Origin of the sequence: Roseibium sp. (genome assembly GCF_965233565.1) — a bacterium.
GTDB lineage: Bacteria > Pseudomonadota > Alphaproteobacteria > Rhizobiales > Stappiaceae > Roseibium.
Map to the genome: position 1 here is coordinate 5,317,305 of NZ_OZ247494.1, position 23,406 is coordinate 5,340,710.

16 protein-coding genes are annotated in these 23,406 nt (G+C 59.8%); 12 read left to right on the plus strand and 4 right to left on the minus strand.

Going from position 1 to position 23,406, the window contains the following annotated elements:
* Positions 1 to 35 precede the first annotated feature (35 nt).
* The 7 genes from ACO6TG_RS24220 to ACO6TG_RS24250 all read left to right on the plus strand — a co-directional run bounded on the left by ACO6TG_RS24220 (position 36) and on the right by ACO6TG_RS24250 (position 7,666).
* Positions 36 to 473, plus strand: coding sequence for an RT0821/Lpp0805 family surface protein (locus ACO6TG_RS24220; protein ID WP_422375547.1), 438 nt, complete (start codon positions 36 to 38; stop codon positions 471 to 473).
* Positions 474 to 587: 114 nt separating this feature from the next.
* Positions 588 to 2,063, plus strand: coding sequence for a hypothetical protein (locus ACO6TG_RS24225; RefSeq protein WP_422375548.1), 1,476 nt, complete (start codon positions 588 to 590; stop codon positions 2,061 to 2,063).
* 81 nt (positions 2,064 to 2,144) lie between these two features.
* On the plus strand, positions 2,145 to 3,278 hold the full coding sequence (gene ccmI, locus ACO6TG_RS24230) for a c-type cytochrome biogenesis protein CcmI (RefSeq protein WP_422375549.1): 1,134 nt from the start codon (positions 2,145 to 2,147) through the stop codon (positions 3,276 to 3,278).
* Between the two features lie 61 nt (positions 3,279 to 3,339).
* Positions 3,340 to 3,789, plus strand: coding sequence for a cytochrome c maturation protein CcmE (gene ccmE, locus ACO6TG_RS24235; RefSeq protein ID WP_422375550.1), 450 nt, complete (start codon positions 3,340 to 3,342; stop codon positions 3,787 to 3,789).
* Between the two features lie 37 nt (positions 3,790 to 3,826).
* Positions 3,827 to 5,812 carry a heme lyase CcmF/NrfE family subunit gene (locus ACO6TG_RS24240; RefSeq protein WP_422375551.1) on the plus strand — a complete coding sequence of 662 codons (1,986 nt, stop codon included), beginning with the start codon at positions 3,827 to 3,829 and terminating at the stop codon, positions 5,810 to 5,812.
* A 6-nt stretch (positions 5,813 to 5,818) separates the two neighbouring features.
* On the plus strand, positions 5,819 to 6,301 hold the full coding sequence (locus tag ACO6TG_RS24245) for a cytochrome c-type biogenesis protein (protein ID WP_422378945.1): 483 nt from the start codon (positions 5,819 to 5,821) through the stop codon (positions 6,299 to 6,301).
* Positions 6,302 to 6,421: 120 nt separating this feature from the next.
* Entirely contained in the window at positions 6,422 to 7,666 is a 1,245-nt protein-coding gene (locus ACO6TG_RS24250; RefSeq protein ID WP_422375552.1) for an alpha/beta fold hydrolase, read from the plus strand.
* A 17-nt stretch (positions 7,667 to 7,683) separates the two neighbouring features.
* On the opposite strand, the gene ACO6TG_RS24255 is transcribed toward ACO6TG_RS24250, so the two are convergent.
* Together ACO6TG_RS24255 and ACO6TG_RS24260 are read right to left on the minus strand one after the other, a co-directional pair.
* Positions 7,684 to 8,790 (minus strand): DUF2336 domain-containing protein, encoded by a 1,107-nt coding sequence (locus ACO6TG_RS24255; RefSeq protein WP_422375553.1) that lies wholly within the window; start codon positions 8,788 to 8,790, stop codon positions 7,684 to 7,686.
* A 236-nt stretch (positions 8,791 to 9,026) separates the two neighbouring features.
* On the minus strand, positions 9,027 to 10,025 hold the full coding sequence (locus ACO6TG_RS24260; protein WP_422375554.1) for a DUF2336 domain-containing protein: 999 nt from the start codon (positions 10,023 to 10,025) through the stop codon (positions 9,027 to 9,029).
* A gap of 129 nt (positions 10,026 to 10,154) precedes the next feature.
* Between ACO6TG_RS24260 and ACO6TG_RS24265 the strand changes: the two genes are divergently transcribed.
* The 5 genes from ACO6TG_RS24265 (at position 10,155) to ACO6TG_RS24285 (ending at position 17,826) form a co-directional block, all read left to right on the plus strand.
* Positions 10,155 to 10,799 carry a glutathione S-transferase gene (locus ACO6TG_RS24265; RefSeq protein ID WP_422375555.1) on the plus strand — a complete coding sequence of 215 codons (645 nt, stop codon included), beginning with the start codon at positions 10,155 to 10,157 and terminating at the stop codon, positions 10,797 to 10,799.
* A 160-nt stretch (positions 10,800 to 10,959) separates the two neighbouring features.
* A complete protein-coding gene (locus ACO6TG_RS24270) occupies positions 10,960 to 12,486 on the plus strand; it encodes a Do family serine endopeptidase (RefSeq protein ID WP_422375556.1) in 1,527 nt (508 codons plus the stop codon).
* Positions 12,487 to 12,754: 268 nt separating this feature from the next.
* Positions 12,755 to 13,441, plus strand: coding sequence for a response regulator transcription factor (locus tag ACO6TG_RS24275; protein WP_305773790.1), 687 nt, complete (start codon positions 12,755 to 12,757; stop codon positions 13,439 to 13,441).
* Complete coding sequence (locus ACO6TG_RS24280; protein WP_422375557.1) at positions 13,425 to 14,876, plus strand: sensor histidine kinase; 1,452 nt, start codon at positions 13,425 to 13,427, stop codon at positions 14,874 to 14,876. The genes ACO6TG_RS24275 and ACO6TG_RS24280 overlap by 17 nt, the downstream gene beginning before the upstream one ends.
* Positions 14,836 to 17,826: a bifunctional [glutamine synthetase] adenylyltransferase/[glutamine synthetase]-adenylyl-L-tyrosine phosphorylase gene (locus tag ACO6TG_RS24285; RefSeq protein ID WP_422375558.1), complete on the plus strand. Its 2,991-nt coding sequence runs from the start codon at positions 14,836 to 14,838 to the stop codon at positions 17,824 to 17,826. Before ACO6TG_RS24280 ends, ACO6TG_RS24285 begins: the two co-directional genes overlap by 41 nt.
* A gap of 282 nt (positions 17,827 to 18,108) precedes the next feature.
* Here the strand turns inward: ACO6TG_RS24285 and ACO6TG_RS24290 are convergent, their stop codons facing one another.
* Together ACO6TG_RS24290 and pepN are read right to left on the minus strand one after the other, a co-directional pair.
* Positions 18,109 to 20,457 (minus strand): ATP-binding protein, encoded by a 2,349-nt coding sequence (locus tag ACO6TG_RS24290; RefSeq protein WP_422375559.1) that lies wholly within the window; start codon positions 20,455 to 20,457, stop codon positions 18,109 to 18,111.
* A 157-nt stretch (positions 20,458 to 20,614) separates the two neighbouring features.
* Positions 20,615 to 23,257 (minus strand): aminopeptidase N, encoded by a 2,643-nt coding sequence (pepN, locus tag ACO6TG_RS24295; RefSeq protein WP_422375560.1) that lies wholly within the window; start codon positions 23,255 to 23,257, stop codon positions 20,615 to 20,617.
* Positions 23,258 to 23,406 lie beyond the last annotated feature (149 nt).

A 23,406-nucleotide genomic window follows, 5' to 3' on the forward strand; every position in this document is an offset into this window, starting at 1 on the left:
TTTCCGGTCTAAACACCCATTGGGAGCTGTTCAGCATGCCTTTGCGCGGTGCCACATGTGTTGCTCTTGCCACGATCCTTGCCGGGTGTTCGATGACATCCGGCTCCAAGGAAGCCGGCGGCTGGGGATCCTTTTTTGGCGACCCGAATGCAAATGTGTCCGGAAGCGAGGCGAACACTGCGATCTCGGTGCTGGTGAACAACGAATTCGGCGATGCGCTGGACCCTTCGGACCGCAAAGCTGCCGAGGCGGCTCAGGACCGGGCGTTGCGCGCACGGGGTGTTGGTGTGTCCGTCGCCTGGCAGAACGAGCGCACCGGTCGTAGTGGTCAGGTCAGACCGGGCCCTGTCTATTTTGTCAATGACACCAGCTGCCGCGAGTTCACCCATGAAATGGTGCTGAATGGCCAGGTCCTGAAAGCGCGTGGCGCTGCTTGCGAAACAGAACGTGGCAACTGGCAAGTGATCGGCTGAACAAACGCCCGATCATTCAAAGGTCCTTCAAATCTCTGCATTTTTTCTCAACACTTGTTTAAGTGTTACAGCGGTAATATTGCCGGGTTATCGATCGCGATGTTGACGCTGTGAATGACCTATTCGGACCAGCTTGAAGCAAAACTGAAGAACTACCTGAGCAGCCTGAGCCCCAAAGCGGTTGAGGCCTTGGTCCGTAATCTTGAGCGGGCAAAAGTTCAAAAGGACGCCGACCCGCATATCCAATTGATTCTGTCTGCGGCCGTGACCCTGCTGCGCAAGCCGCAACCGGCCACACCCGACATGCCGGGCGGGGATCAGCGGCGCGGCCAGATCCAGCGCATGTTTTTTGCGCCTCTCGACGATTTCCTCATCAACGAAATGCTGCCTCACCGCCAGGAAGGGCGCATTTACCGGGGCATACTTGACCGTGTCTGGAAATGGCTCGGCAGGGACGTCATGGCTGCCGACGTGCGCATCGTTCTCGAGCAGGCTGGCAACGCCTCCGTCAGCGGTGAGCGCATTGATGCGCTGGTCCAGGCCCTGCGGACGCGGTCGGTGGAAGCCATCGGCGAAAAACTGCATCGGGCTGAGATCTCCGAAAAGGAACATCGCCGGATTGCCGCGGAGCTGGGCGGCGCCCGCGGCATGGCGGAACTGAAGGACATTCAGAAGATCTTCGCGGCGGAACGCTGGCTGGTGCCGTTCTTGCAGACCATTCCGGAAAGGATCAACGAACACAGGCTGAAACGGGACACGGATGTCCTGCGGCTGGTCGACAAGTGTTCGGCACGTTTTCCAGATCACGTTCCGGTCGTCGCCGCGGCTCTTGTGGAACGTGCCGACGCGCCGTCAGCCCTGTGTGCCTTTGCCGGTCGCCTTACCGGTGACAGCGATCCGAAAGCCATCGCGAACTCACAATTCTCGCCATTCGTCGATGTGGTGATGAGTGAAGCCGAGCGCTTGCAGATCCTGGCGCTGGAGCATCGCAATCACAATCCGGACCCCGTTGCCTTCTCCCAGGCCCTGTCGGAGTACCACTTGCTCGTCAGGGGGGTGGAGCGCGACATGGACCTGTCGGTTACCGGCAAGTGGCATAAGCAGCTTGCCGAGACCAAACGCAGCATCTCCAGCGTTGTGACACGTGAGCTGAACAGTGCCCATGGCAGCGTTCGCAGGGCCCTGCAAGTGCCGAAATTCGACCAGCACGGCACGCTTCAGAAAGATCAGGTCGCGATCGACGATGCGGTCAGAGCCCTGCGGGTGGTCACAATGGTCCGGAATGCCTCTGAAACCTTTGCGGTAAACGAGATCGGCAAGCGCACGCGTCAGGCCGTTGAGCAGACACTCGAAATCCTGACACGTTCGTTGATTACGGATATCGGTAAGGCACGTGGTCCGCAGATGGAGGCCCAGATGGCAGCCGCGGATGTTGCGATATTGTTGTCGGAGATCTATTTCGGCGATGAATATGCCGCGCAGCTTCGCAGAAGCCGGCAGTCGGCCCTGGCAAAAGCCAACAAGGGCGCCGCGGAAACGGCCTCAAGTCCGGAACGCAAACTGGTGGCGAATGCGCTGGGGCGCCGTTAGGGCAGACAAACACAGCCGCGACCGCCGGTCACATCAGAGCCTTCTTGCTTTTGCCGTCATTGAGCGTTCTATAGTGCGCTCATGGTATTTTGGATTCTGATAGCATGTCTGACGGCTCTGGCAGCCCTCTCGATTCTGGTGCCTTTGGCCCGAACCGGTCGCCAGCGCTCTGCCGAGGCAGCAAAGGCGGATGAAGCGGTCTATCGCGACCAGCTGAACGCCATCGAGACGGAACTTGAACGCGGCCTCATCGATGCCGAAACCGCAGAAGCGGCGCGGACTGAAACCGCCCGCCGGCTTCTGGCGGCAAATCAGCGAACGGCGGATGCGCCCCGGCAGTCCCATCAAGGGCCGCGCCTGAGAACAGCACAGGGCATTGCACTTCTTGCGCTGCCAATTGCCGCCTGCGGGCTTTATCTGTTTCTCGGTTCTCCCGGTGAACCCGACCAGCCACTGCAGGCGCGCCTGTCCGCTCCTGCAGAGGGACAGTCGGTCGATGTGCTGGTCGCACGTGTTGAAAGGCATCTTGCGAACAATCCGGAAGACGGTCAGGGATGGGCCGTCATTGCGCCGGTCTATCTCAGGCGCGGACAACCGGAGGCATCCGCAAAGGCCTATGCCAATGCCTTGCGGATTCTGGGACCCCGGCAGGACTGGCTGACCGACATGGGCGAGGCGATCACGATTGCAAACCGTGGTCTGGTGACTGCGGAAGCCCGCCGGGCGTTTGAACAGGCTGTGGATCTGGAGCCGGCTGCGGTGAAACCCCGGTTCTTTCTGGCAATTTCGCTTGGTCAGGAAGGCCGCAAGGAAGACGCTGTAGCGGCCTGGCAGGCTTTGCTCGAAGGCGCTGATGAAACGGAAATCTGGGTGCCGGCGGCGCGCCAGGAACTGGCTGCGCTCACCTGGCAGGGACCGGAAGGGGAAAGCCGGACCGGCCCCTCGCAGGAAGATATTGCTGCGGCCGGCGACATGACCGCGGAAGACCGTCAGGCCATGATCGTGAACATGGTTGAAGGTCTTGCTTCGCGCCTCGACAGTGAGGGCGGCTCGGTCGACGAATGGAACCGCCTGATCAACGCCTATATGGTGTTGGGCAACAAACCGGAGGCCGAAGCGGCCCTTGCGAAGGCTCTTGCGGCCTACGAAGAAAGTCCGGAGCAATTGTCGGTGATCAAGGACGCGGCCGGTCAGCTCGGGTTATCTGGCTCTTGAAGACGAGCCGGACTGATGCAAGTACCGGGACGTCAGGATTGAATTTCGGACGGTTTGAAAAATGACACGCAAACAAAGACGTTTGACACTAATCGGGTCTGCCGGTGCGGTTCTCGCGGTTGCGGTAGGCCTGATCCTGTACGCCCTCAACGACCAGATCGTGTTTTTCCAAAGCCCTACCGATATCACGCAGCAATCGATTCCTGATGGCCAGCGGATCCGGCTCGGCGGGCTGGTTGAAGAAGGGTCGGTCGTGCGCTCGGACAATGCGGAAGTGCGTTTCCGGGTCACAGACACCGCCAACGCCGTGGCGGTCACCTACAAGGGCATCCTGCCGGACCTGTTCCGCGAAGGGCAGGGTGTTGTAACGGAAGGCGTCATCGGGTCTGATGGGGTGTTTGTCGCCGACAGCGTCCTTGCCAAGCACGACGAAAACTACATGCCCAAGGAAGTCGCCGAAGCGCTCAAGGATCAAGGGCACTGGCAGGGCGGCGAAGAGACCGCTAATTAAGGCTTGCGACTGCTAGCAAGGGAATTGAGGGACGCGCATGATTGTCGAGTTCGGTCACTACGCACTGGTGCTGGCATTTGCCCTGTCACTGGTCCAGTCCGTGCTGCCCCTTTGGGGCGCGCTGTCGAAGGACGACAGGTTGATGGCGATCGCACCACCTGTCTCCGTGACACTGTTTTTCCTTGTGCTTCTGTCCTTTGTTGCGCTGACGGCCGCCTATCTCAATTCCGACTTTTCGGTTCTGAATGTGGTCCAGAACTCGCATTCGGCCAAGCCGCTCATTTACAAGTTCACCGGCGTGTGGGGAAACCACGAGGGCTCAATGCTGCTCTGGGTGCTCATCCTGGTTTTCTTTGCGGCACTTGTCGGTGCTTTCGGTCGCAATTTGCCCGCGGACCTGAGGGCGGTCACGCTCGCCGTACAGGCGTGGGTCACGGCAGGCTTCCTGCTGTTTCTCCTGGCAACCTCAAATCCCTTCAACCGGGTGGCCAACCCGCCGCTGGAAGGAGCCGACCTCAATCCGATCCTGCAGGACATCGGCCTCGCGATCCATCCACCGCTGCTCTATGTGGGCTATGTCGGCTTTTCGATCACTTTTTCCTTTGCGGTGGCCGCGCTTATTCTCGGCCGCATCGATGCAGCCTGGGCGCGCTGGGTCCGGCCCTGGACGTTGCTGGCCTGGTGTTTCCTGACCCTTGGCATCGCCATGGGCTCCTATTGGGCCTATTACGAACTCGGCTGGGGTGGCTGGTGGTTCTGGGATCCGGTCGAAAACGCAAGCTTCATGCCCTGGCTTGCCGGCACTGCGCTTCTCCATTCGGCGATCGTCATGGAAAAACGCGAGGCGCTGAAGGTCTGGACCGTGCTGCTGGCGATTTTCACCTTCTCGCTGTCCCTGCTCGGCACGTTCCTGGTGCGCTCCGGTGTCCTGACCTCCGTGCATGCCTTTGCCACCGATCCGGCGCGCGGTGTGTTTATCCTGGCGCTGCTTTGCCTGTTCATCGGCGGGTCCCTGTCGCTTTACGCCTGGCGGGCGCCGCTTCTCAAGCAGGGGGGACTGTTTGCGCCGATCAGCCGTGAAGGCGGCCTGGTTCTGAACAATCTGTTTCTGACGGCAGCCTGTGCAGCGGTTTTTGTCGGCACGCTCTATCCGCTCGTGCTGGATGCCATCACGGGTGAAATGATCTCGGTCGGTGCGCCCTTCTTCAATCTGACTTTCGGTCCGCTGATGGTGCCCTTGCTGCTGGCCATTCCTTTCGGGCCTGTGCTGTCCTGGAAACGCGGCGATCTGGCGGCTGCCTGTCAGCGGCTTTATGCGGCTTTCGGTCTTGCGCTCCTCATGACCCTGATTGCCTTCTGGGCCTGGGGTCTCGACATGGTGCTTGCGCCACTGGGGGTGGGTCTGGGCGTCTGGGTGATGGCGGGCGCCGTGTCGGAGATTGTTACCCGCGTCAAGTTCTTCGAAGTCGGTCCGAAACGCGGGTTCGCCCGTCTTGCCGGGCTTCCGGGTTCGGCCTGGGGCACGGCGGTGGCTCATTTCGGGGTTGGTGTCACCGTGCTCGGCATTGTCACCGCATCGGCCTTCCAGGAAGAGCAGGTGCGGACCATGCGCCCGGGCGAAACGGTCGAAGTGGCGGGCTATCAGTTCACCTTTGACGGTGCAGCGCCCAGACAGGGCCCGAACTATACCGAAGAAGTCGGACATTTCACCGTTCGGCAGGGCGGACGGGTGGTCGCGGAACTCGATCCGTCCAAGCGCGTCTACACGGCGCGGCAGATGCCGACAACGGAAGCCGGCATTCACACGGTCGGATTTTCTCAGCTTTACCTGTCTCTGGGCGAAAGCAGGGGGGATGGCGCTGTTGACGTGCGGGTCTATTATAAACCACTGATCACCCTCATCTGGATCGGCTGCGTGATCATGTCGCTTGGCGCGGTTTTCTCCATGGCCGACCGGCGTTTGAGGATCGGGGCGCCCAAGCCGGCGCGCAAGCGGCAAGCAACGCCGGCAGCAGCAGAGTAGACCATGATCCGTTCGTTTCTTTCCTGTCTGATCCTTGCGTTGGGTCTGGTCGCATCACCCGCGCTTGCGGTGGCTCCGGACGAAATTCTGGATGATCCGGCTCTTGAGGCACGCGCCAGGGCGTTGTCGGCCGAATTGCGCTGCATGGTCTGCCAGAACCAGTCGATCGACGACAGCGACGCGCCTCTCGCCAAGGATCTGCGGGTCCTTGTGCGTGAACGTCTCGTGGCCGGTGACAGCGATGGCCAGGTGATCGACTATCTTGTATCGCGCTATGGCGAATTCGTGTTGCTCAAACCGAGATTTGCCTGGCACACGCTGGTCCTGTGGGCCGCAGGGCCTCTGGCACTGATCGCAGGATTGTTCGCAATTTTTATGGCGCTGCGTGGACGCTCTGCCCGTCTGGCAGGAGCACAGGCGGAACCAGTGGCGAAACTTTCCGAGGAAGAAGAGCGGCGGCTGCAGGCCCTTCTGGACAAGGACGACTGACGCCAAGTCTTTGGTTTGGCCCGTCCACGAGCTGTGGTCACGGGGTTCACACCAAGGCGTGACTTGCATGACTTGCCCTCATGCTTACCTCTGGCCAAACAGAAGCTGGAGGGATTGAAGATGGCAAATCGCCCGCAGAAACTGGAATTCGACGGCGCCCACGGCGCCAGGCTCGCCGCCCGGCTGGATCTTCCGGCCGGCAAGATCCGGGCCTTTGCACTTTTTGCGCATTGTTTCACCTGTTCCAAGGACATCCCGGCGGCACGGCACATCGCCGGGGCACTGGCCGCTGAAGGCATTGCCGTCTTGAGGTTCGATTTCACCGGCCTCGGTGGCAGCGGCGGGGATTTTTCCTCCACCGGCTTTTCCTCCAACGTGGAGGACCTGACGCGGGCCGCGGATTTCCTGCGGCAGAACTTCCAGGCGCCGCAGCTGCTGATCGGACATTCCCTCGGCGGTGCCGCTATCCTGTCGGTGGCAGGCGACATCCCGGAAGCACGGGCCGTTGTAACCATTGGCGCACCGTCTGATGCCGATCACGTGATCCATAACTTCAAGGGGGCGGAAGACAAAATCCGGGAGGAAGGATCGGGCGAAGTCGACCTCGCCGGGCGCACTTTCACCATCCGCAAGGAATTCCTGGAGGATCTGGAACAGCAATCGGTTCGCGACAAGGTGGCCCGCTTGGGTAAGGCCCTGTTGGTCCTGCACGCGCCGCTGGATGAAACGGTCGGGATCGACAACGCAACCAATATCTTCGTGGCTGCCAAGCATCCGAAAAGCTTCGTGTCTCTGGACAAGGCCGACCACCTTCTCTCCAAAAGCGCAGATGCTGCTTATGCTGCTCGTGTGATTGCGGGGTGGGTGAGCGGTTATCTGGATGAGGAAAACACCGCCAACAAGCCGGAGGTGAGAGAAGGTGTCGACGTTGTCGAGACCGGTCAGGGGAAATTCCAGGCGATGGTTGCCAGCGGCGGGCATCGCTTGCTGGCGGATGAGCCGGCAGATTACGGCGGTCTTGACAGCGGATTGTCGCCTTATGGATTTCTGTCAGCGGCGCTTGGAGCCTGTACGGTCATGACCTTGCGCATGTATGCGGACCGAAAGGGCGTTCGGGTCGATCGGATTGGCACGCAGGTCCTGCACGATAAAGTTCATGCCGCCGATTGCGCCGACTGTGCAGACGAGCTGAAGGAAAAGGGCGGGCGGATAGACCGGTTCGAGCGGCTGATCACGCTGGAAGGGGATCTCGACGACGCCACCCGGGCCCGCATGCTGGAAATTGCCGACAAATGCCCGGTGCACAGGACGCTTGAGGCCGGCGCTGCCGTGGTGACGCGGGCAGTTGAACCAGCATCCCGATGACCGGAAAACGGGCGGCCTCAGGCCGCCTGTGCTTCCAGGGTCTGCAAACGGATCTTCATAAAGGACAGCAGGCGACGGGCGTCCCGGTCCGACAGGGACTGGTAATCGTTCGCCCAGTTCTCTGCGGTCGACTGCGGCTGCTTGTTATGCGTGGCGCGCGCCTTGCAAAGAGCATGATAGTCGCTGTTTTCGACCCCCATGGCGCGGCACAGGACCGCGACACCGGTGGAATCATAGCGAACCATGACATTGGTCACATATTTCTGTTCAAGGCCGGCCATCTCGGACAGGAGAAAGCAGATGTCGAACAGGTTGTTCGACAGCGCCAGCTGGGTAATGGCCTTGCCGAGCGTGCGCTGACCGGCTCGGATTTCCTTCAGGGTTGCCTTGGCGTTGATCCGCGTCGCCTTGCGCTCCAGCTTTGAACTGGCAACCACCTTGCTGGCCTTGTGGAACAGATCGTTGATCAGGTCTTCGTTGTCCTTGCGCATCTGACGGATCTTGGCCTGCTGCTGGGACGGCATCTGTTCGATCAGCCTGTTATAGTCGGATTCGGTAACGTCGGCCCGTTCCATCATGGCGTCGCGAATCTTCTCGTCGCGCTCGGCCAGTTTGATCAGCAATCGTGACCCCCAATCGGAGATCTGCGCACCGTCATTGGCTGCGACCGATTGCTTGACCGGGCTTTCGCCGCGTTCCAGCAACACGTCGGTAACGTTGGATTCCAGATGCTTGCGTTTGGAAATGGCGAGCAGGTGTCCCTGGCCCATTGTCTTGGCAAGTCGCAGGATGTCCTCGGTCTTGAGAGCGTTGGACGATGTCAGCATGGGCCGGGCAATATCGATCTCTTCCCGGGCCAGTTCATAGGCGACCTTGTTGGAGGTGCTGTCGATCGGAGCGAGCTGCTCCGAGATTGTTTTTTTCTGCTCCGGCTCCATTGTCGGGAGCATGCCTTCGAGCACCGTGTTGAAGAGAGTGATCTCCTCCGTCTGATAACTGTCGGCACCCGTGACAAAAAGCTCTGTCACATGCTCCACCAGTTGATGACGTTTTTCCGGGGTGCTGTCCTGCGCAAGACTTAGAAGGTCATTGATCATCTTGAGGCCGTCCGTTTTTGTATGCATAGACCTACCTCAGAGACAGTTTACAAGTGTCTAAAGCGCGATTGAAAAATTGGATTAATCTTTCTTGGTATTGATAGAAGTTACAAGTGTGGAAAATTGAGAGGATAATTACTGGTAGTGGCGTTGGTTTTACTCCACCTGAATAAGCCTCAGGCTAGCCGAAAGCGGACTTCCTTGAGGGGATCAGTCGCGTCGACGATCGGAGGGGCGTGGACAAACTTCGGGAGGGCGGGATCTCAGGCTGCCTCTTCCTGTTTGGCTGCCTTGAGTTTCATCTTCATCAGCGTCAGGAGACGGCGGGCGTCCGTGTCATCGAGCATATGATAGTTGGTCAGCCACTTGCTGCCGGTGCTTTCCGGAAACTTGAGGTGTTTGCAGCGTTCCTTGCAGATCGCCTGGAATTCCATCGCGCCGATACCCGATGCTCGGCACACCGTTGCAATGCCGGTTGAATCATACCGAACCATGAGGTTGTGAACGTATTTCATCTCCAGGCCGGAGAAGAAGGAAAGCAATGCGACAACATCCAGGAGATTGTGTTCCAGCGCCAGCTGGTAGATGGCCTTGTTCAGGGTTGCCTTGCCCATGCGGATACCCATGACCCAGGCCTTGGGGCTGATCTTGGAGGGTCGCTTTTCCAGCTCTGTGCCAGCTGCAATCTCGCCGTCGTCCTTGAACAGGTCTTCGATCAGTTCCTCATTCGATTTGCGCAGATGCCGGATGCGGTCGCCGAGCTGCTTGGGCATGTCCTTGACCAGGGATTCGAACACCGGCATCGTGATCTCGGCGCCTAGGTTCGCAGCGACGGCGTGCTTGACTTCCGTGCCGCCGCGCTTGATCAGGATGCTGCTGAGGTCCTTGCTGACGTGATCGCGTTTCGCCAGCGCGAGCAGGTAACCCTGATCTTTTGTTTCGGCGATTTTCTTGAGATCAGCCTCCGTCAGAGACTTTGAACGCTCGAGAATAGCCTGGGCGATCGGCAATTCGTCGCTCGCCATGGCAGCTGCCAGCTTTGCGGAGGTGGCGTCCACATCGGCCAGTTCAGACGACATCTTCACCTTGGCCTCGTGAGCCAGGGAATCGTAGACCCCTTCCAGCATATTGTTGAGTAGATGGGCTTCCTCGGACCCAGAATCGTCCGCGCGGGCAGTCAGCAGACCGGTTACGTGCTCCGCGAGCTCGTGTTTTTTTTCCGTCGAACTTTTCTTGGCAAGCTGAAGAAGAGAGTCGGTCATTGGGCTACCTTATTGCCCGGAGTTTCGCCAAATATTCTTTACAACCGGTGAAAGATGGTTATCGGATTGTTGACACCATGGCATAAGCACCGTGTTGACGCGCATGCGTCCTTGGGTCATGTGACGGGCATGAGTGAGCTGCCAATCCTGTATTCCTTTCGCCGTTGTCCCTATGCCATTCGGGCCCGGCTGGCCATTGCCGTGGTTGGTGAGGCGGTGGAGTTGCGTGAGATCGTGTTGCGGGACAAGGCGCCCGAGTTTCTGGAAACGTCGCCATCAGCGACCGTGCCCTGCCTGAGGGAAGGCGATATCGTTCTCGACGAGAGCCTCGATATCATGCTCTGGGCGCTCCGGAATTCGGATCCGGAAGGCTGGTTGCTGCCCCGGCAGGAGACAATTGAGGCGTCACTTGCGCTCATTGGCGAATGTGACGGTCCCTTCAAGCACCATCTTGATCGCTACAAATACGATACTCGCTATGCAGACGCCGACCGCGAAACCGAGCAGACCCTGGCCTCGGCTTTTGTCCGGACACTCGAAACACGCCTCAAGGAGCAGACCTGGCTGTTCGGGTCGAGGGCGTCACTGGCCGATTTTGCGATACTGCCTTTCGTGCGCCAGTTTGCCAATTCGGATCGCAGCTGGTTTGACCAGCAAGACTGGAAGGCAACCCGGGCCTGGCTGGAGGCATTCGAGACATCGGATCTGTTTCAATCGGTCATGCTCAAATGGCCGAAATGGCGATCGGGCGATGCGCCAACGCTCTTTCCGTGATGCTGGCGGCCGGCAAGACCAATCTTACAAATCCTTAATCTGACCGACAGGCGCCTGTAAGGCTGGGTCACCTACTTTCTTCCTCGAACCTGGAACGCGAGTCCCCGTGTGCGTTCCAAGAAAATGGCCTTCAGTTCGAAAGTCGATAGAGGAAGATAATATGGAAAACCGACGCTCTGTCTCTCCTTTGCGGTCCCGCCGCGCCAAATTGCTGGCAGGAGTGGTCGCACTAGGCGCAGCCGGTCTTTTGACCACCCAGACCATGGTCCCCAGCCAGATGGCGTTTGCCGAGCCGGTCCGTGTTGAAGCGGCAGCTCCGGCGGATTTCTCCGATGTTGTGCGTACCGTCAGCCCTGCCGTGGTCAGTGTACAGGTGAAACAGGCTGCCGAGCCGCGGATGATGAATTTCGGCGGCAAGGACGGTTTTGAAGACTTCTTCAAGGGCCTGCCTAACGGCCATCCGTTTGAACGCTTCTTCCGCGACTTTGGCGGCCAGGGCGAAAATGGTGAGCAGCAGCGCCGCCAGCCGCGTCAGTATGGCCTGTCCCAGGGCTCCGGGTTCTTCATCACCGGGGATGGATATGTAGTCACCAACCACCATGTCATCGACAAGGGAACAGAGTTTACGGTCATCGACCAGAATGGCGACGAATATGACGCCAGGCTGATCGGTGCGGACAAACGCACGGACCTTGCGCTTCTGAAGATCGACAGTGACAAGACCTTCACCTATGTGGACTTTGCCGATGATGCTCCGGAAGTCGGCGAATGGACCGTCGCCATTGGCAATCCGTTCGGCCTCGGCGGTTCGGTGACGGCAGGTATCGTTTCGGCCCGCGGCCGCGACATCGGCGCCGGACCTTATGACGACTTCATCCAGATCGATGCCCCGGTCAACCGCGGCAACTCCGGCGGTCCGGCCTTCAACATGAACGGTGAAGTGATCGGCGTGAACGCCGCCATCTTCTCGCCGTCCGGCGGCAATGTCGGCATCGCCTTCGCGATCCCGGCCTCCACCGCCCAGGACGTGATCATGGAGCTGAAGGATGACGGCAAAGTCGTCCGCGGTTGGCTTGGCGTTCAGATTCAGAACGTCTCGGCCGACATCGCGGAGAGCCTTGGCCTTGAGGAGGCCCGCGGCGCGATCGTCGCGGAAGCGCAGGAAAACAGCCCGGCTCAGAAGGCTGGCCTGCGCTCAGGCGACACCATTCTGGCGGTCGACGGCACCAATGTGGATGGCCCGCGCGACCTGTCCAAGATCATTGCCGCCTATTCGCCTGATACCAAGGTCGACATCACCGTCTGGCGCGATGGCGAAGAGCAGGACATCTCGGTCACCCTGGGCCGTCTGCAGGACCAGGAACAGGCGGCAGCCGCCCAGCCTGCAGCCGAAGACGTCAAGACCAGTCTGGATGAACTCGGCCTGGTGCTGACCACCAAGGCGGATGCCGGTCTGGACGGCGAGGGTGTCGTGATCGCCGAAATCGATCCGGACAGCCCGGCGGCGGAGAAGCGCCTGAGCAATGGTGACGTCATCCTGGAAGTTGCCGGCATGAAGGTGAACAGCCCGGCCGATGTCATGAAAGCGCTTGAGAAGGCGGAAGAAGATGGCCGCAAGGCCGTGCTGTTCCGCATCGAGAGCAACAACACCACCCGGTTCGTGGCGCTGCCCATGAACCTTGCCTAATCAGTCTCCGGTTCAGCCCGGACCGGAAACTGTGCGGCGTGACCGGCCTGCCCTCTGCCCCCAAACCCCGACGGGCCGGTCATCGCCAAGGTTCTGTCCGCCTTCCAAATGGATAGACCAAGGGTTTTGCCCCAAACCCTGACAGACTGGCGGCGGCGTCCCACATCCATCGCCGCCGCCAGCCTATTTGAAACAGCCGAGTATCGGACATTAATTCTTGCAGGAATGTCGATTGGCCCTAGAACGCAACTCAAGGTAAAAGGGTTACATGTTGAAGATTCTTGTCATTGAAGATGATCCGGAAGCTGCCAGCTACCTCGTCAAGGGACTGAGCGAACTCGGCCACACCGCTGATCAGGCCGGCGACGGCCAGACCGGCCTGCAAATGGCGCTCGACAGCAGTTACGACATTCTCATCGTCGACCGCATGCTGCCGAAACTTGATGGCCTTTCGGTCATCCAGGAGCTGCGCAGGGACGACAATCACACGCCAGTGCTGATCCTGTCGGCACTCGGTCAGGTTGATGACCGCGTGAAGGGCCTGAAGGCCGGTGGCGACGACTACCTGCCCAAGCCCTACGCCTTTACGGAGCTCCAGGCGCGGGTGGAAGCGCTCGCCCGGCGCCCGAAATCGGCAAACCAGATCGAGACCACCTACAAGGTCGGCGATCTGACCCTGGACCGGATGGCGCATTCCTGCCGCCGTGGCGAAATCGACATTCCGCTGCAGCCGCGGGAATTCCGCCTTCTGGAATACCTGATGCAGCATGCCGGCCAGGTGGTCACGCGCACAATGCTTTTGGAGAATGTCTGGGAGTATCATTTTGATCCGCAAACCAATGTGATCGACGTTCACATTTCGCGTCTGCGCGGCAAAATCGACAAGGGTTTCGAGACGCCGCTCCTGCACACAATCCGGGGAGCCGGATACACGATCCGTGACGCGGCTCACTAGGTTCATCCGAACGACAGCGTTCAAGCTGTCCCTGCTGTACATCGCCGTTTTTACGGTGATGTCCGGCTTTCTGCTTGTTTATGTCGCGGAAAACACCGATCACCTGATGTCCGAACAGGTGGTCCAGTCCGTCGATTCCGAACTCAAGGGCCTCGCCGACGTCTATGTGCGTGGCGGGGTACGGGACCTGGTCGAGACCATCGATCGGCGATCCCGCCATCCCGATGCCAGCCTCTATCTTCTGACGGATTTTGCCGGCAACGCCCTGGTCGGCAACATTGCCCGTCTGCCGACAACGGTTCTGGAAGAAGCCGACGGCGGATTGCGCCGGGTGCGCTATACGCGGCTCGGTCAGGATTCAGAAGACGTCGAACGCCAGGCCATGGTGCGCACGTTTGAATTGCGCGGCGGCTTTCGTCTTCTGGTCGGCCGTGACCTCGGTGACCAGCTGCGCTTTTCCAACCTGCTCGGCAATGCGTTGCGGCTCTGGCTCATCGTGGTGATCGTGATGGCGGCAATTACCTGGCTCTTTGTCAGCCGGCGGGTGATGAAGCGCATTGACGACATTTCCGCCACCAGCCAGACCATCATGCAGGGAGATCTGTCCGGACGGCTGTCGATTGCCGGCACCAATGACGAATTCGACCGGTTGGCCGTCAGCCTCAACGCCATGCTCGATCGCATCGAGTTGCTGATGCAGTCGATGAAGGATGTGACCGACAACATTGCCCATGATCTGAAGACGCCTCTGACGCGTTTGCAGACGCGGATTGAAACCGCTCTGCGTGAAACCAATGGCGAAGAAGGCTATCGCACCGCGCTGGAAGCAACGCTCGACGAATCCGACCAGCTGCTGCGCATCTTCAATGCGCTCCTGCACATTGCCCGGATTGAATCGATGGCACCTGGATCGGTGATGGAAGCAACCGATCTGAGCCGGCTGCTGGGCGAAATTGCAGAACTGTACGAGCCGCTGGTCGAAGATGAAGGCGGAAAGCTGGAGACCGACGTTCCGGAGGGACTGCAGGCCGAATGCAACCGCGACCTGATCAGTCAGGTGCTGGTCAATCTCATCGAAAATGCCCTGAAATACGGCCGTCCGGCAGACGGCGAACTTGTGATCCGGCTGACTGCCCTGGAAGAGGAGGGCAGGGTCACCGTCGCCGTCAGCGACAACGGGCCGGGCATCCCGGACAAGGACATGAGCCGTGTACTGGAGCGGTTCGTCCGTCTGGAAGAAAGCCGTTCGGAACCTGGAACAGGCCTTGGATTGAGCCTCGTCAAGGCGGTTGCCCGCTTGCATGGGGGAGACTTGCGCTTCAAGAATGAGGCACCGGGCCTGAGCGCCCGTGTCGATCTCAAGCCGGTGACACCGGCCAGCAGCAGGAGCGGGCATGAACAAGGCGGCATCACCGGAGACCCGGAAGAGCGATGACGGTGGTGCGGGCATGCTCGCCGACCGGATCGCGGTTGTCCCGGCTGCCCCTGACCCGGAACGCGCCCAGCTCTTCTTGAAGGATCTGCTGGATCACGACAACGCCGGTTCGGGTCTTAAGGCCCTGATGCAGTCCAAGCCCGACCTGGAAGGGTTTCTGTCGGGTATCATTGGCAACTCCGCCTATTTGCGCGACCTGATGCTGGCAGACCCGGAGCGGCTGCTCGACCTGTTGCAGGAAGCGCCGGAAACCCGGCTGAAGCGGCTTCTGGAAGACGCGCAAAGCGCGCGTGCCGAAGATGAAGCCGGTATTATGCGGAGCCTGCGGCTTCTCAAACACGATCTGGCGCTGACACTCGGCCTGGCAGATATCTGCGGTGCGATCGGTCTGAACCGGGTGACCAACGCACTCGCCGGGTTTGCCGACGCAGCCCTGACGGCGGCCATCCGCTTCTGCCTTACGGATCTGGCCCGTCGCAACAAGTTCACTCCAAAGGATCCGGAAGCGCCGGAAGTCGACAGCGGCCTGATTGTGCTTGCCATGGGCAAACACGGCGCCAATGAACTGAACTACTCCTCGGATATCGATCTGATCGTGCTCTACGACCCGGCCAAGGCACCCATGGCCGGGTCGGCGGAAGCACCGGTCGAGTTTGTGCGCCTGACGCGGCGCCTAGTGAAGATCATGCAGGACCGGACCGCGGACGGCTATGTCTTCCGGACGGATCTCCGGCTCCGGCCTGACCCTGGGGCAACGCCGCTCGCCATGTCCGTGCCAGCTGCGCTTGTCTATTACGAATCCCTTGGACAGAACTGGGAGCGGGCGGCCCTGATCAAGGCTCGACCTTGTGCCGGTGATCTTCCCGCAGGAGAGGATTTCCTGCGTGAAATCGCCCCGTTCATCTGGCGTAAATATCTGGATTTCGCCGCCATTGCCGATGTCCAGTCGATCAAGCGCCAGATCCACATGCACAAGGGCCACGGCACCATCGCGGTCGCCGGCCACAATGTGAAACTGGGCCGCGGTGGTATTCGGGAAGTGGAGTTTTTTGTCCAGACCCAGCAGTTGATTGCGGGTGGTCGCAATCCGGCGCTGCGGGGGCGGCGCACGCTCGAGATGCTGGAGGCTTTGCGTGAAGCCGACTGGATCCGGGCACGCACGCGCGACGACATGGCAGCAGCCTACAAGTTTCTGCGGGATGTGGAGCACCGCATCCAGATGCTCAATGACGAGCAGACACAATTGTTGCCCAAGGACGAAGCCGGCCTGACCCGGATCGCCTCGTTGATGGGATTTGACAGCCTGGAGGCTTTTGAAGCCGCGTTTCTCGACCACCTGCGTAAGGTTCAGCATCATTATGCCGAACTCTTCGAGGACGAGCCGGGCCTCTCTTCAGAGCTCGGCAATCTCGTGTTCACGGGGGATGATCACGATCCCGGCACCCTGGAGACGCTGGCCCGGCTCGGCTTCAAGCAACCAGCCGAAGCGGCCGCTATCGTCAAGTCCTGGCATTTCGGGAGATATCCCTGCACCCGCTCGACCAAGGCCCGAGAACGGCTGACGGAGATGCACCCGTCACTGATCGGAGCCCTGGCGGCAACCGACAATGCGGATGCGGCCCTCAGGGCTTTTGACGGGTTCTTGTCGAAATTGCCGGCCGGGGTGCAGCTGTTTTCGTTGTTGCGATCCAATCCGCAGCTGCTCACATTGCTCGCAACGACGATGGGCGCTGCGCCGCGCATGGCCGAGACAGTGTCGAAACGGGTTCATGTGCTGGATGCGGTTCTCGATCCCGCCTTCTTCGGCGCAATGCCGAGCGTCCAGGAATTCCGGCAGGGGATCGACAGAACCCTGTCCCAGTCCCGTTTCTACGAAGAAGCGCTCGATCGGGCCCGGATATTCACCCAGGAACAGCAGTTTCTCATCGGCTTGAGGCTCATATCCGACACCCTGTCGGCGGATCGTGTCGGCTTTGCGCTGGCCCGGCTGGCAGAAGTTGTCGTGGATCGTCTGCTGTCACAGGTGATTGCACATGTTGCCGAAAGTCACGGCCTGGTGCCGGGAGGTAACGTTGCAGTGCTGGCGATGGGCAAGCTCGGCGGCCGAGAAATGACGGCCGCGTCCGATCTGGATCTGATCCTGCTCTATGAGGCGCCCGAAGAGGTCAAACAGTCGGACGGCAAAAGGCCGCTTGCGATCACGCAATACTATACCCGATTGACACAGCGCCTGGTGACGGCCCTGTCTGCGCCGACGGCCGAGGGGCTGCTTTACGAGGTTGATTTCCGCCTGCGCCCCTCCGGCAACGCAGGGCCGCTCGCCACCAACCTGGACGGCTTCATCTCCTACCAGAAAAACGAGGCCTGGACCTGGGAACACATGGCATTGACGCGGGCGCGGGTGATTGCCTGCACCACGCCTGAATTTGCCCAGAAGATCTACGACAGTATCTGCGGCACTCTGGTTCAGCAGCGCGACAGGGCCAAGCTTGCCGATGATGTCAGGTCCATGCGCGCGAAGATCGAGAAGGAAAAAGGCACCAAGGATATCTGGGACCTGAAGCAGATCCCCGGCGGCCTGGTGGACATAGAATTCATCGCCCAGTTCCTGCAACTGGCGAACGCCCATGACAATCCGGCCATTCTTGCCCAGGGGACGGAACGGGCTCTGGAACAATCCCGGGACGCCGGCCTGCTGCCGCTCGATGATGCCGAACTGCTTCTGGAAGCGCTGCGGCTCTACCACCGCCTGACCCAGGTTCTGCGGTTGACGCTCTCCGGAAAATTCGTGCCGGCAGAAGCCCCTGGTGGCGTGCTGGATTTGCTGGTTCAGGCTTCCGGCAGCCCGACTTTTTCCCGGCTGGAGGTTGAGCTGGCGGAGTTGCAGGGCAAAGTGCGGCAGACATTTGTGCGATTGATTGGAGAAGTCGAGGTCGTGGAGACCTCGTAGGGGCAGCGCGCCTCTTTTTCATTGAAGTGGTGCAGAAAACCGCGAAAAAACTAAGGGAAAAAGCGCGACGGTCAGGCAGTTTGTTCGAGCAAGGCGGTTTGGGGCTGCACGTCGTGGCCGTTGTGCCCTTCAGGATCAGGTGACGTGCCCGCCAGCGCTGCTGCGAATCTCTGAAAACCGGACAGTTTCCTGTCGCCTTGCTCCTCGTGTCGAACGAGGTCTTTCCTGCCGGGCCAACCGGTTTGCAGGCGCGATCTCAAGCTGGAATTCTGAAGGTCGCCATCAATTGGTATCCGACAGAGGCAGCGTGAAACTCACGGACGTGCCCTTCTTGACCTTCGATTCAATGGTCAGCTTGCCGCCATGCAACTCCACCAGGGAGCGGGCAATCGCAAGGCCCAGTCCGGAACCCTGGTGGGTCTTGGTGAACTGGTTTTCAACTTGTACGAATGGCTGGGCAAGCCGCTCGATGTCCCGTTCCGAGATCCCGATGCCGGTGTCGTTGACCTCAAAGCGCAGCTTGTCGCCGCGCGGACTGGCCGTAAGCGTCACCGTGCCGTTGTCCGGCGTGAACTTGACGGCATTGGCAAGCAGATTGAGCAGGATCTGCTTCAAGGCGCGCTTGTCGGCCTGAACCATCAGGGTGTCAGCGACCTTGGCAATCACCGTAATGTTCTTTTCCGTGGCTGCCCCCGTCACGATCCGGCTGGCATCATCGGCTGCAGCCGCGGCGCTGACCGTCTCCGTTTCGATGGACATGCGTCCGGCTTCGATCTTGGACATGTCGAGAATGTCGTTGATCACGTTCAGGAGATAAGTGCCGGAAGAATAGATGTCCTTGCAGTAATCGGCATAGCGGTTGGTGCCGAGCGGGCCGAACATTTCCTGGGTCATGATGTCGGAAAAGCCGATAATGGCGTTGAGCGGTGTTCTGAGCTCGTGGGAGATATTGGCCAGGAATTCGGATTTGGCCTGGTTGGCGGCTTCTGCGCGGGTTTTTTCTTCCTGGTACTTGTCGGCCATTTCGACAAGCTGGCGGGCCTGGATTTCCAGGGTCTGGCGGGACTTCTGCAGGTCGGACACGGTGGCTTTCAGCCGCTTCTCCGACTCCATCAGTTTTTCTTCGTGTTTCTTCAGTGCCGTGATGTCGGTGCCGACAGAGACGAAGCCGCCGTCCTTTGTTCGCCGTTCTGAAATCTGCAGCCATCGCCCGTCCTCCAGCTGCGCTTCATAGGATCCTTCCGGTGCACCGCCGCGCTGACGCACAGTGACGGGCTGCGGGGCAACTTCAGCGTTGGCGGCAGCGGCCATCACGTCTTTGTAGGGTGTGCCGGACTTGATCACGGCATTCGGCAGACTGTGCAGAGACTGATAGTTGGAGTTGCAGATCACCAGCTCGTTGCGGGCATTCCAAAGTACGAAAGCCTCCGAGATGGTTTCGATCGCGTCCCGGAGCCGCAGGTCCGCCATGCGGCTTTGCTCTGCAAGCTCATGTTGTTCGGTGATGTCAATGCAGATCCCGATCAGATGCGGTTCGGCGCGGCCGGTTTCCGACTGGATTTCACCGCGGGCGCGCAGCCAGATCCAGCTGCCGTCTGCGTGGCGCATGCGGAAGGTTTCGTCGACCAGGGTTTCACCGCTTTCCAGAAGGTGTTCGGCCAGGCCGAGCAGGTCGATGTCATCCGGGTGGGTGATGTCCGAGACATCCGCGAAGCTCAGGATATCGTCCTTGGGTTCCCGGCCGAGCAACTCATAGAGAGAGGATGACCAGAACATGCGGCCGCGGGAAAGGTCCCAGTCGAACAGGCCGCAGCGACCGTGGGTGAGGGCCGTGTCGATGCGCCCGCGCGTGGCCGCATACATGTCGTCGGCCGTTTCCGCACGGCTGGCCTGGCTGAAGAAGCCGTAGATGACCGCAAGCAGGACGAGCGAGGTGCCGACAAAAAGGGTGACGTTTGCGGACAGGTCATCACGCCAGTCTGCATAGACGGCGCTTTCCGGCTGCAGCACGGCGATCATGCCGAGTTGACCGTCCAGATGATGCACTGTGGCAAGCGATTGCTCGCTGTCGCCCCCGGTTGCAAAGACAACCGGCACCGAAAGCACACCGGCCCGCGCTCCGAACACGGTCAGCGGTTGGGAAGGGGCGAGCAGGTCGCTGATGGGGCGGCTTTCAAGCGATGGCTGGATGGGCGCAGAGGCGACAATCGTTCCGGCGTCGTCCGTGACCAGGAAAATCCGGCCCTGGCTGGTCGCGCCAGCCGGCAGGCTGTCGGCGAGTATGCGTTTCAGTGTTGTACGGTAGCCGGTCTCGGGTAACTTTTCTTCTGAAGACATCAGTCCACCGGCGACAACGCTTGCCATCAGACTAAGCGTTGTCTCGGCTGTGCGCTGTGTATCGGAATAGTCGCCTGCCAGCTCGCCGGCACGAAACAGGGCCAGGACGATGATGAAAACGATGGCAAGACCTGGAATGAGTCGGCGCATGACGCCGTCGGAGCGATTGAGGCTGCTGCGGAACGAACTGGTCAGAGTGCGCAGGGTCAGGCCTGACGGGGCCGTGCCTGCCTCAAGTTCTGACTCCTTATCGCCGCGCCGCGTGGATGCGTCGCTAGCCAATGCTCGCGCCATAGGAAGTGTGCCTCAAAAACCGCCGCTTCGGAGCTTGCCCCGAATCACTTCCATTTGAATCAAAACGTCTGTTTTTGTCCAGACCTGACCAAGAATAAAATGGTTAACGCGGGTGCGGTATTTCTGGTCTCGCGTTAACCTTTTTCAGTATTGCACACTATTGCAGTGTTCTATCAACGATATCGCGGCTGTCTCTCGACAGTTCTTCGCATGCGGAAACCCTCAGGAGCGCAGATTCAGCAAGGGCAGATCTCTGTGGGTCAAGTGCGCGCCACGAGCGGAAACTGGTCAAAAGCCGAGAGGCAACTTGGGGATTGCGCCTGTCGATTTCCAGAACTGATTCGGCGATCAGTTCGAAACCGGTGCCATCCGGTTTGGCAAACTGCGTCGGATTGCCGGTGGCAAAGGACTGCAGCAGGGATCGCACCCGGTTGGGATTGCCGGCATCGTAAAGGGGATGTGTCATGAGTTGCCGGACGCGGGCAACGGCATCAGATGCCGGGGCCGTTGCCTGGGTCATGAACCACTTGTCCATGGCAAGCGAGTTGCTCTCAAAGCGGGCCAGATAGTTCTCAAGGGCGGCACTCATCCTGGGCATGCCGTCGTGAACCAGAAGCGTCAAGGCAGCCAGGCGGTCCGTCATGTTGTCGGCGTCGGAGAACCTTTGCCAGACGATGTCGGACGCGGCCGTGTCGTCCGCAATGGCGACAAAATAGAGCGCCCGGTTGGCCAGCGCGCGCTTGCCGGCCGAAGCTGCGTCCGGTGAATAGGCGCCCGGAGGCGAGAGGTCGGAGGCAAGCCTGCGCAGGACCGGCCCATGTGCCTTGGTGATTTCCTTTCGCAGGAAGGATCTCGCAGCGTGAATCGCATCCGGATTGACGTTCTTGCCGATTTCCTGAGCGATGTCGGCTTCGCTTGGCAGCGTGAGGGCCTGTGCCCGCAAGGCGTCGTCCACGGTGCTGTCGGCGAGGATCGCGCCGAAGACATCGATCAGGGTCTGCGAACAGGTCCGCTGCTGGTTCTGGCTATAGAGGCCTGTGATCCGGACGAGATCCAGCATGGCCAGTGTCTGGACCGCCTGCCAGCGGTTGAAGAGGTCGGTGTCCTTTGCTGCCAGGAATTCCAGTTCCTGCGGTTCCAGCTGCTGGTTAAGGCGGACCGGCGCCGAAAACCCGCGCAGCAGGGACAGAACCGGCGGCGAGGCGATGTTCTCAAAAGTCACGTCCTGGTGGCTCTTGTTGAGGATCAGAACGTCTCCGGACACTTCAGCGCCTTTTGCAGCACTGATGTCCAGATCATTGCCATTCGGGCCGATCAGGCCGAAGCGCAGGGGGATCACGGCCGGTTTGCTGGACTTCTGGCCCGGGACTGGCGGTATTTCCTGATTGAGCGAGAGGGTGAAGGTCTTGCGGTCCGGATCATATTCGGTTTCAGCGCTGACGACGGGCGTGCCGGCCTGTTCGTACCAGAGCGAGAACTGGGTGAGGTCTGTGCCGGTCGCCTCTTCGAAACAGGCAAGAAACGCCTCGATGGTCGTGGCCTCGCCGTCATGCCGGGCAAAATAGAGATCGAGTCCGGCCCGGAAGCCCTCAGGGCCGAGAACGGTCTTCAGCATTCTGACGACCTCGGCGCCTTTCTCGTAAACTGTTGCCGTATAGAAGTTGTTGATTTCGTGGTAAATTCTCGGGCGTACCGGATGGGCGAGCGGCCCCGCATCCTCCGGAAACTGATGCGATTTCAACAGCCGCACATCCGTGATCCGTTTCACCGCACGCGAGCGCATGTCCGAAGAAAATTCCTGGTCGCGAAAGACGGTCAAACCTTCCTTGAGACACAACTGGAACCAGTCGCGGCAGGTGATCCGGTTGCCCGTCCAATTGTGAAAATACTCATGGGCGATCACGGCTTCGATATTGGCGTAATCCTGATCGGTGGCAGTTTCCGGATCGGCCAGAACATACTTGTCGTTGAAGATGTTGAGGCCCTTGTTCTCCATCGCGCCCATGTTGAAGTCGGAAACGGCAACAATATTGAAAACGTCCAGGTCATATTCGAGGCCGAAGACCTCTTCGTCCCAGCGCATTGAGCGTTTCAGGGAATCCATCGCCCAGGCGCAGCGGTCTTCCTTGCCTTTTTCGACATAGATATTCAGGGCAACGTCCTTGCCCGAGGCGGTTGTGAAACGGTCGGAAGCCTCGGCGAGATCGCCGGCAACCAGCGCAAACAGGTAGGCGGGCTTGGGATGCGGATCGTGCCAGACAGCAAAATGACGTCCGTCCTCAAGGTCTCCGGTCTCGGCAAGGTTGCCGTTTGCCAATAGCACCGGACAGTCCGCCTTTGGCGCTTCCAGTCGTGTTGTATAGACCGACAGGACATCAGGCCGGTCGAGGAAATAGGTGATCCTGCGGAAGCCTTCCGCTTCGCATTGTGTGCAATAGGTGCCCGAAGAGCGGTAGAGCCCCATCAGCTTGGTGTTGCTGTCCGGATCGAGTTCGGTTTCCAGCGTCAATTCGAACGGGGTTTCCGGCGGCGTGTGCACCTCCAGACGGTCAGCAGATGCCGCATAAGCGCCTTCGGCAAGAGCGTTGCCATCGAGTCGGATCGCTTTCAGTTTCAGCTCGTCACCGTCGAGGACAAGAGGTGTGCCGTTGGCCGTATTCGGTTCTTTGCGAACCGACAGAACAGCCGTCACCCTGGTCGCCTTCGGAGCCAGGTCAACGGTCAGGTGTACTTTTTCGATGCAATAGGCGGGCGGTTGATAATCTTCCAACCGGATGGCCGGCGCCGTTTCGGAATGCATCTTGGTCTCCTGATAAGTCGGTTTGCCCTCAAACCCGAAGCTTCGCGGGCAAGGCTTACGCGTTACCATGATCGCCGAACGGGGCAAAGGGCTGTTGGACCGTCGTGACAGTTCTGACCGCCCGTTGCAAATGATGCATGTCAATCGAG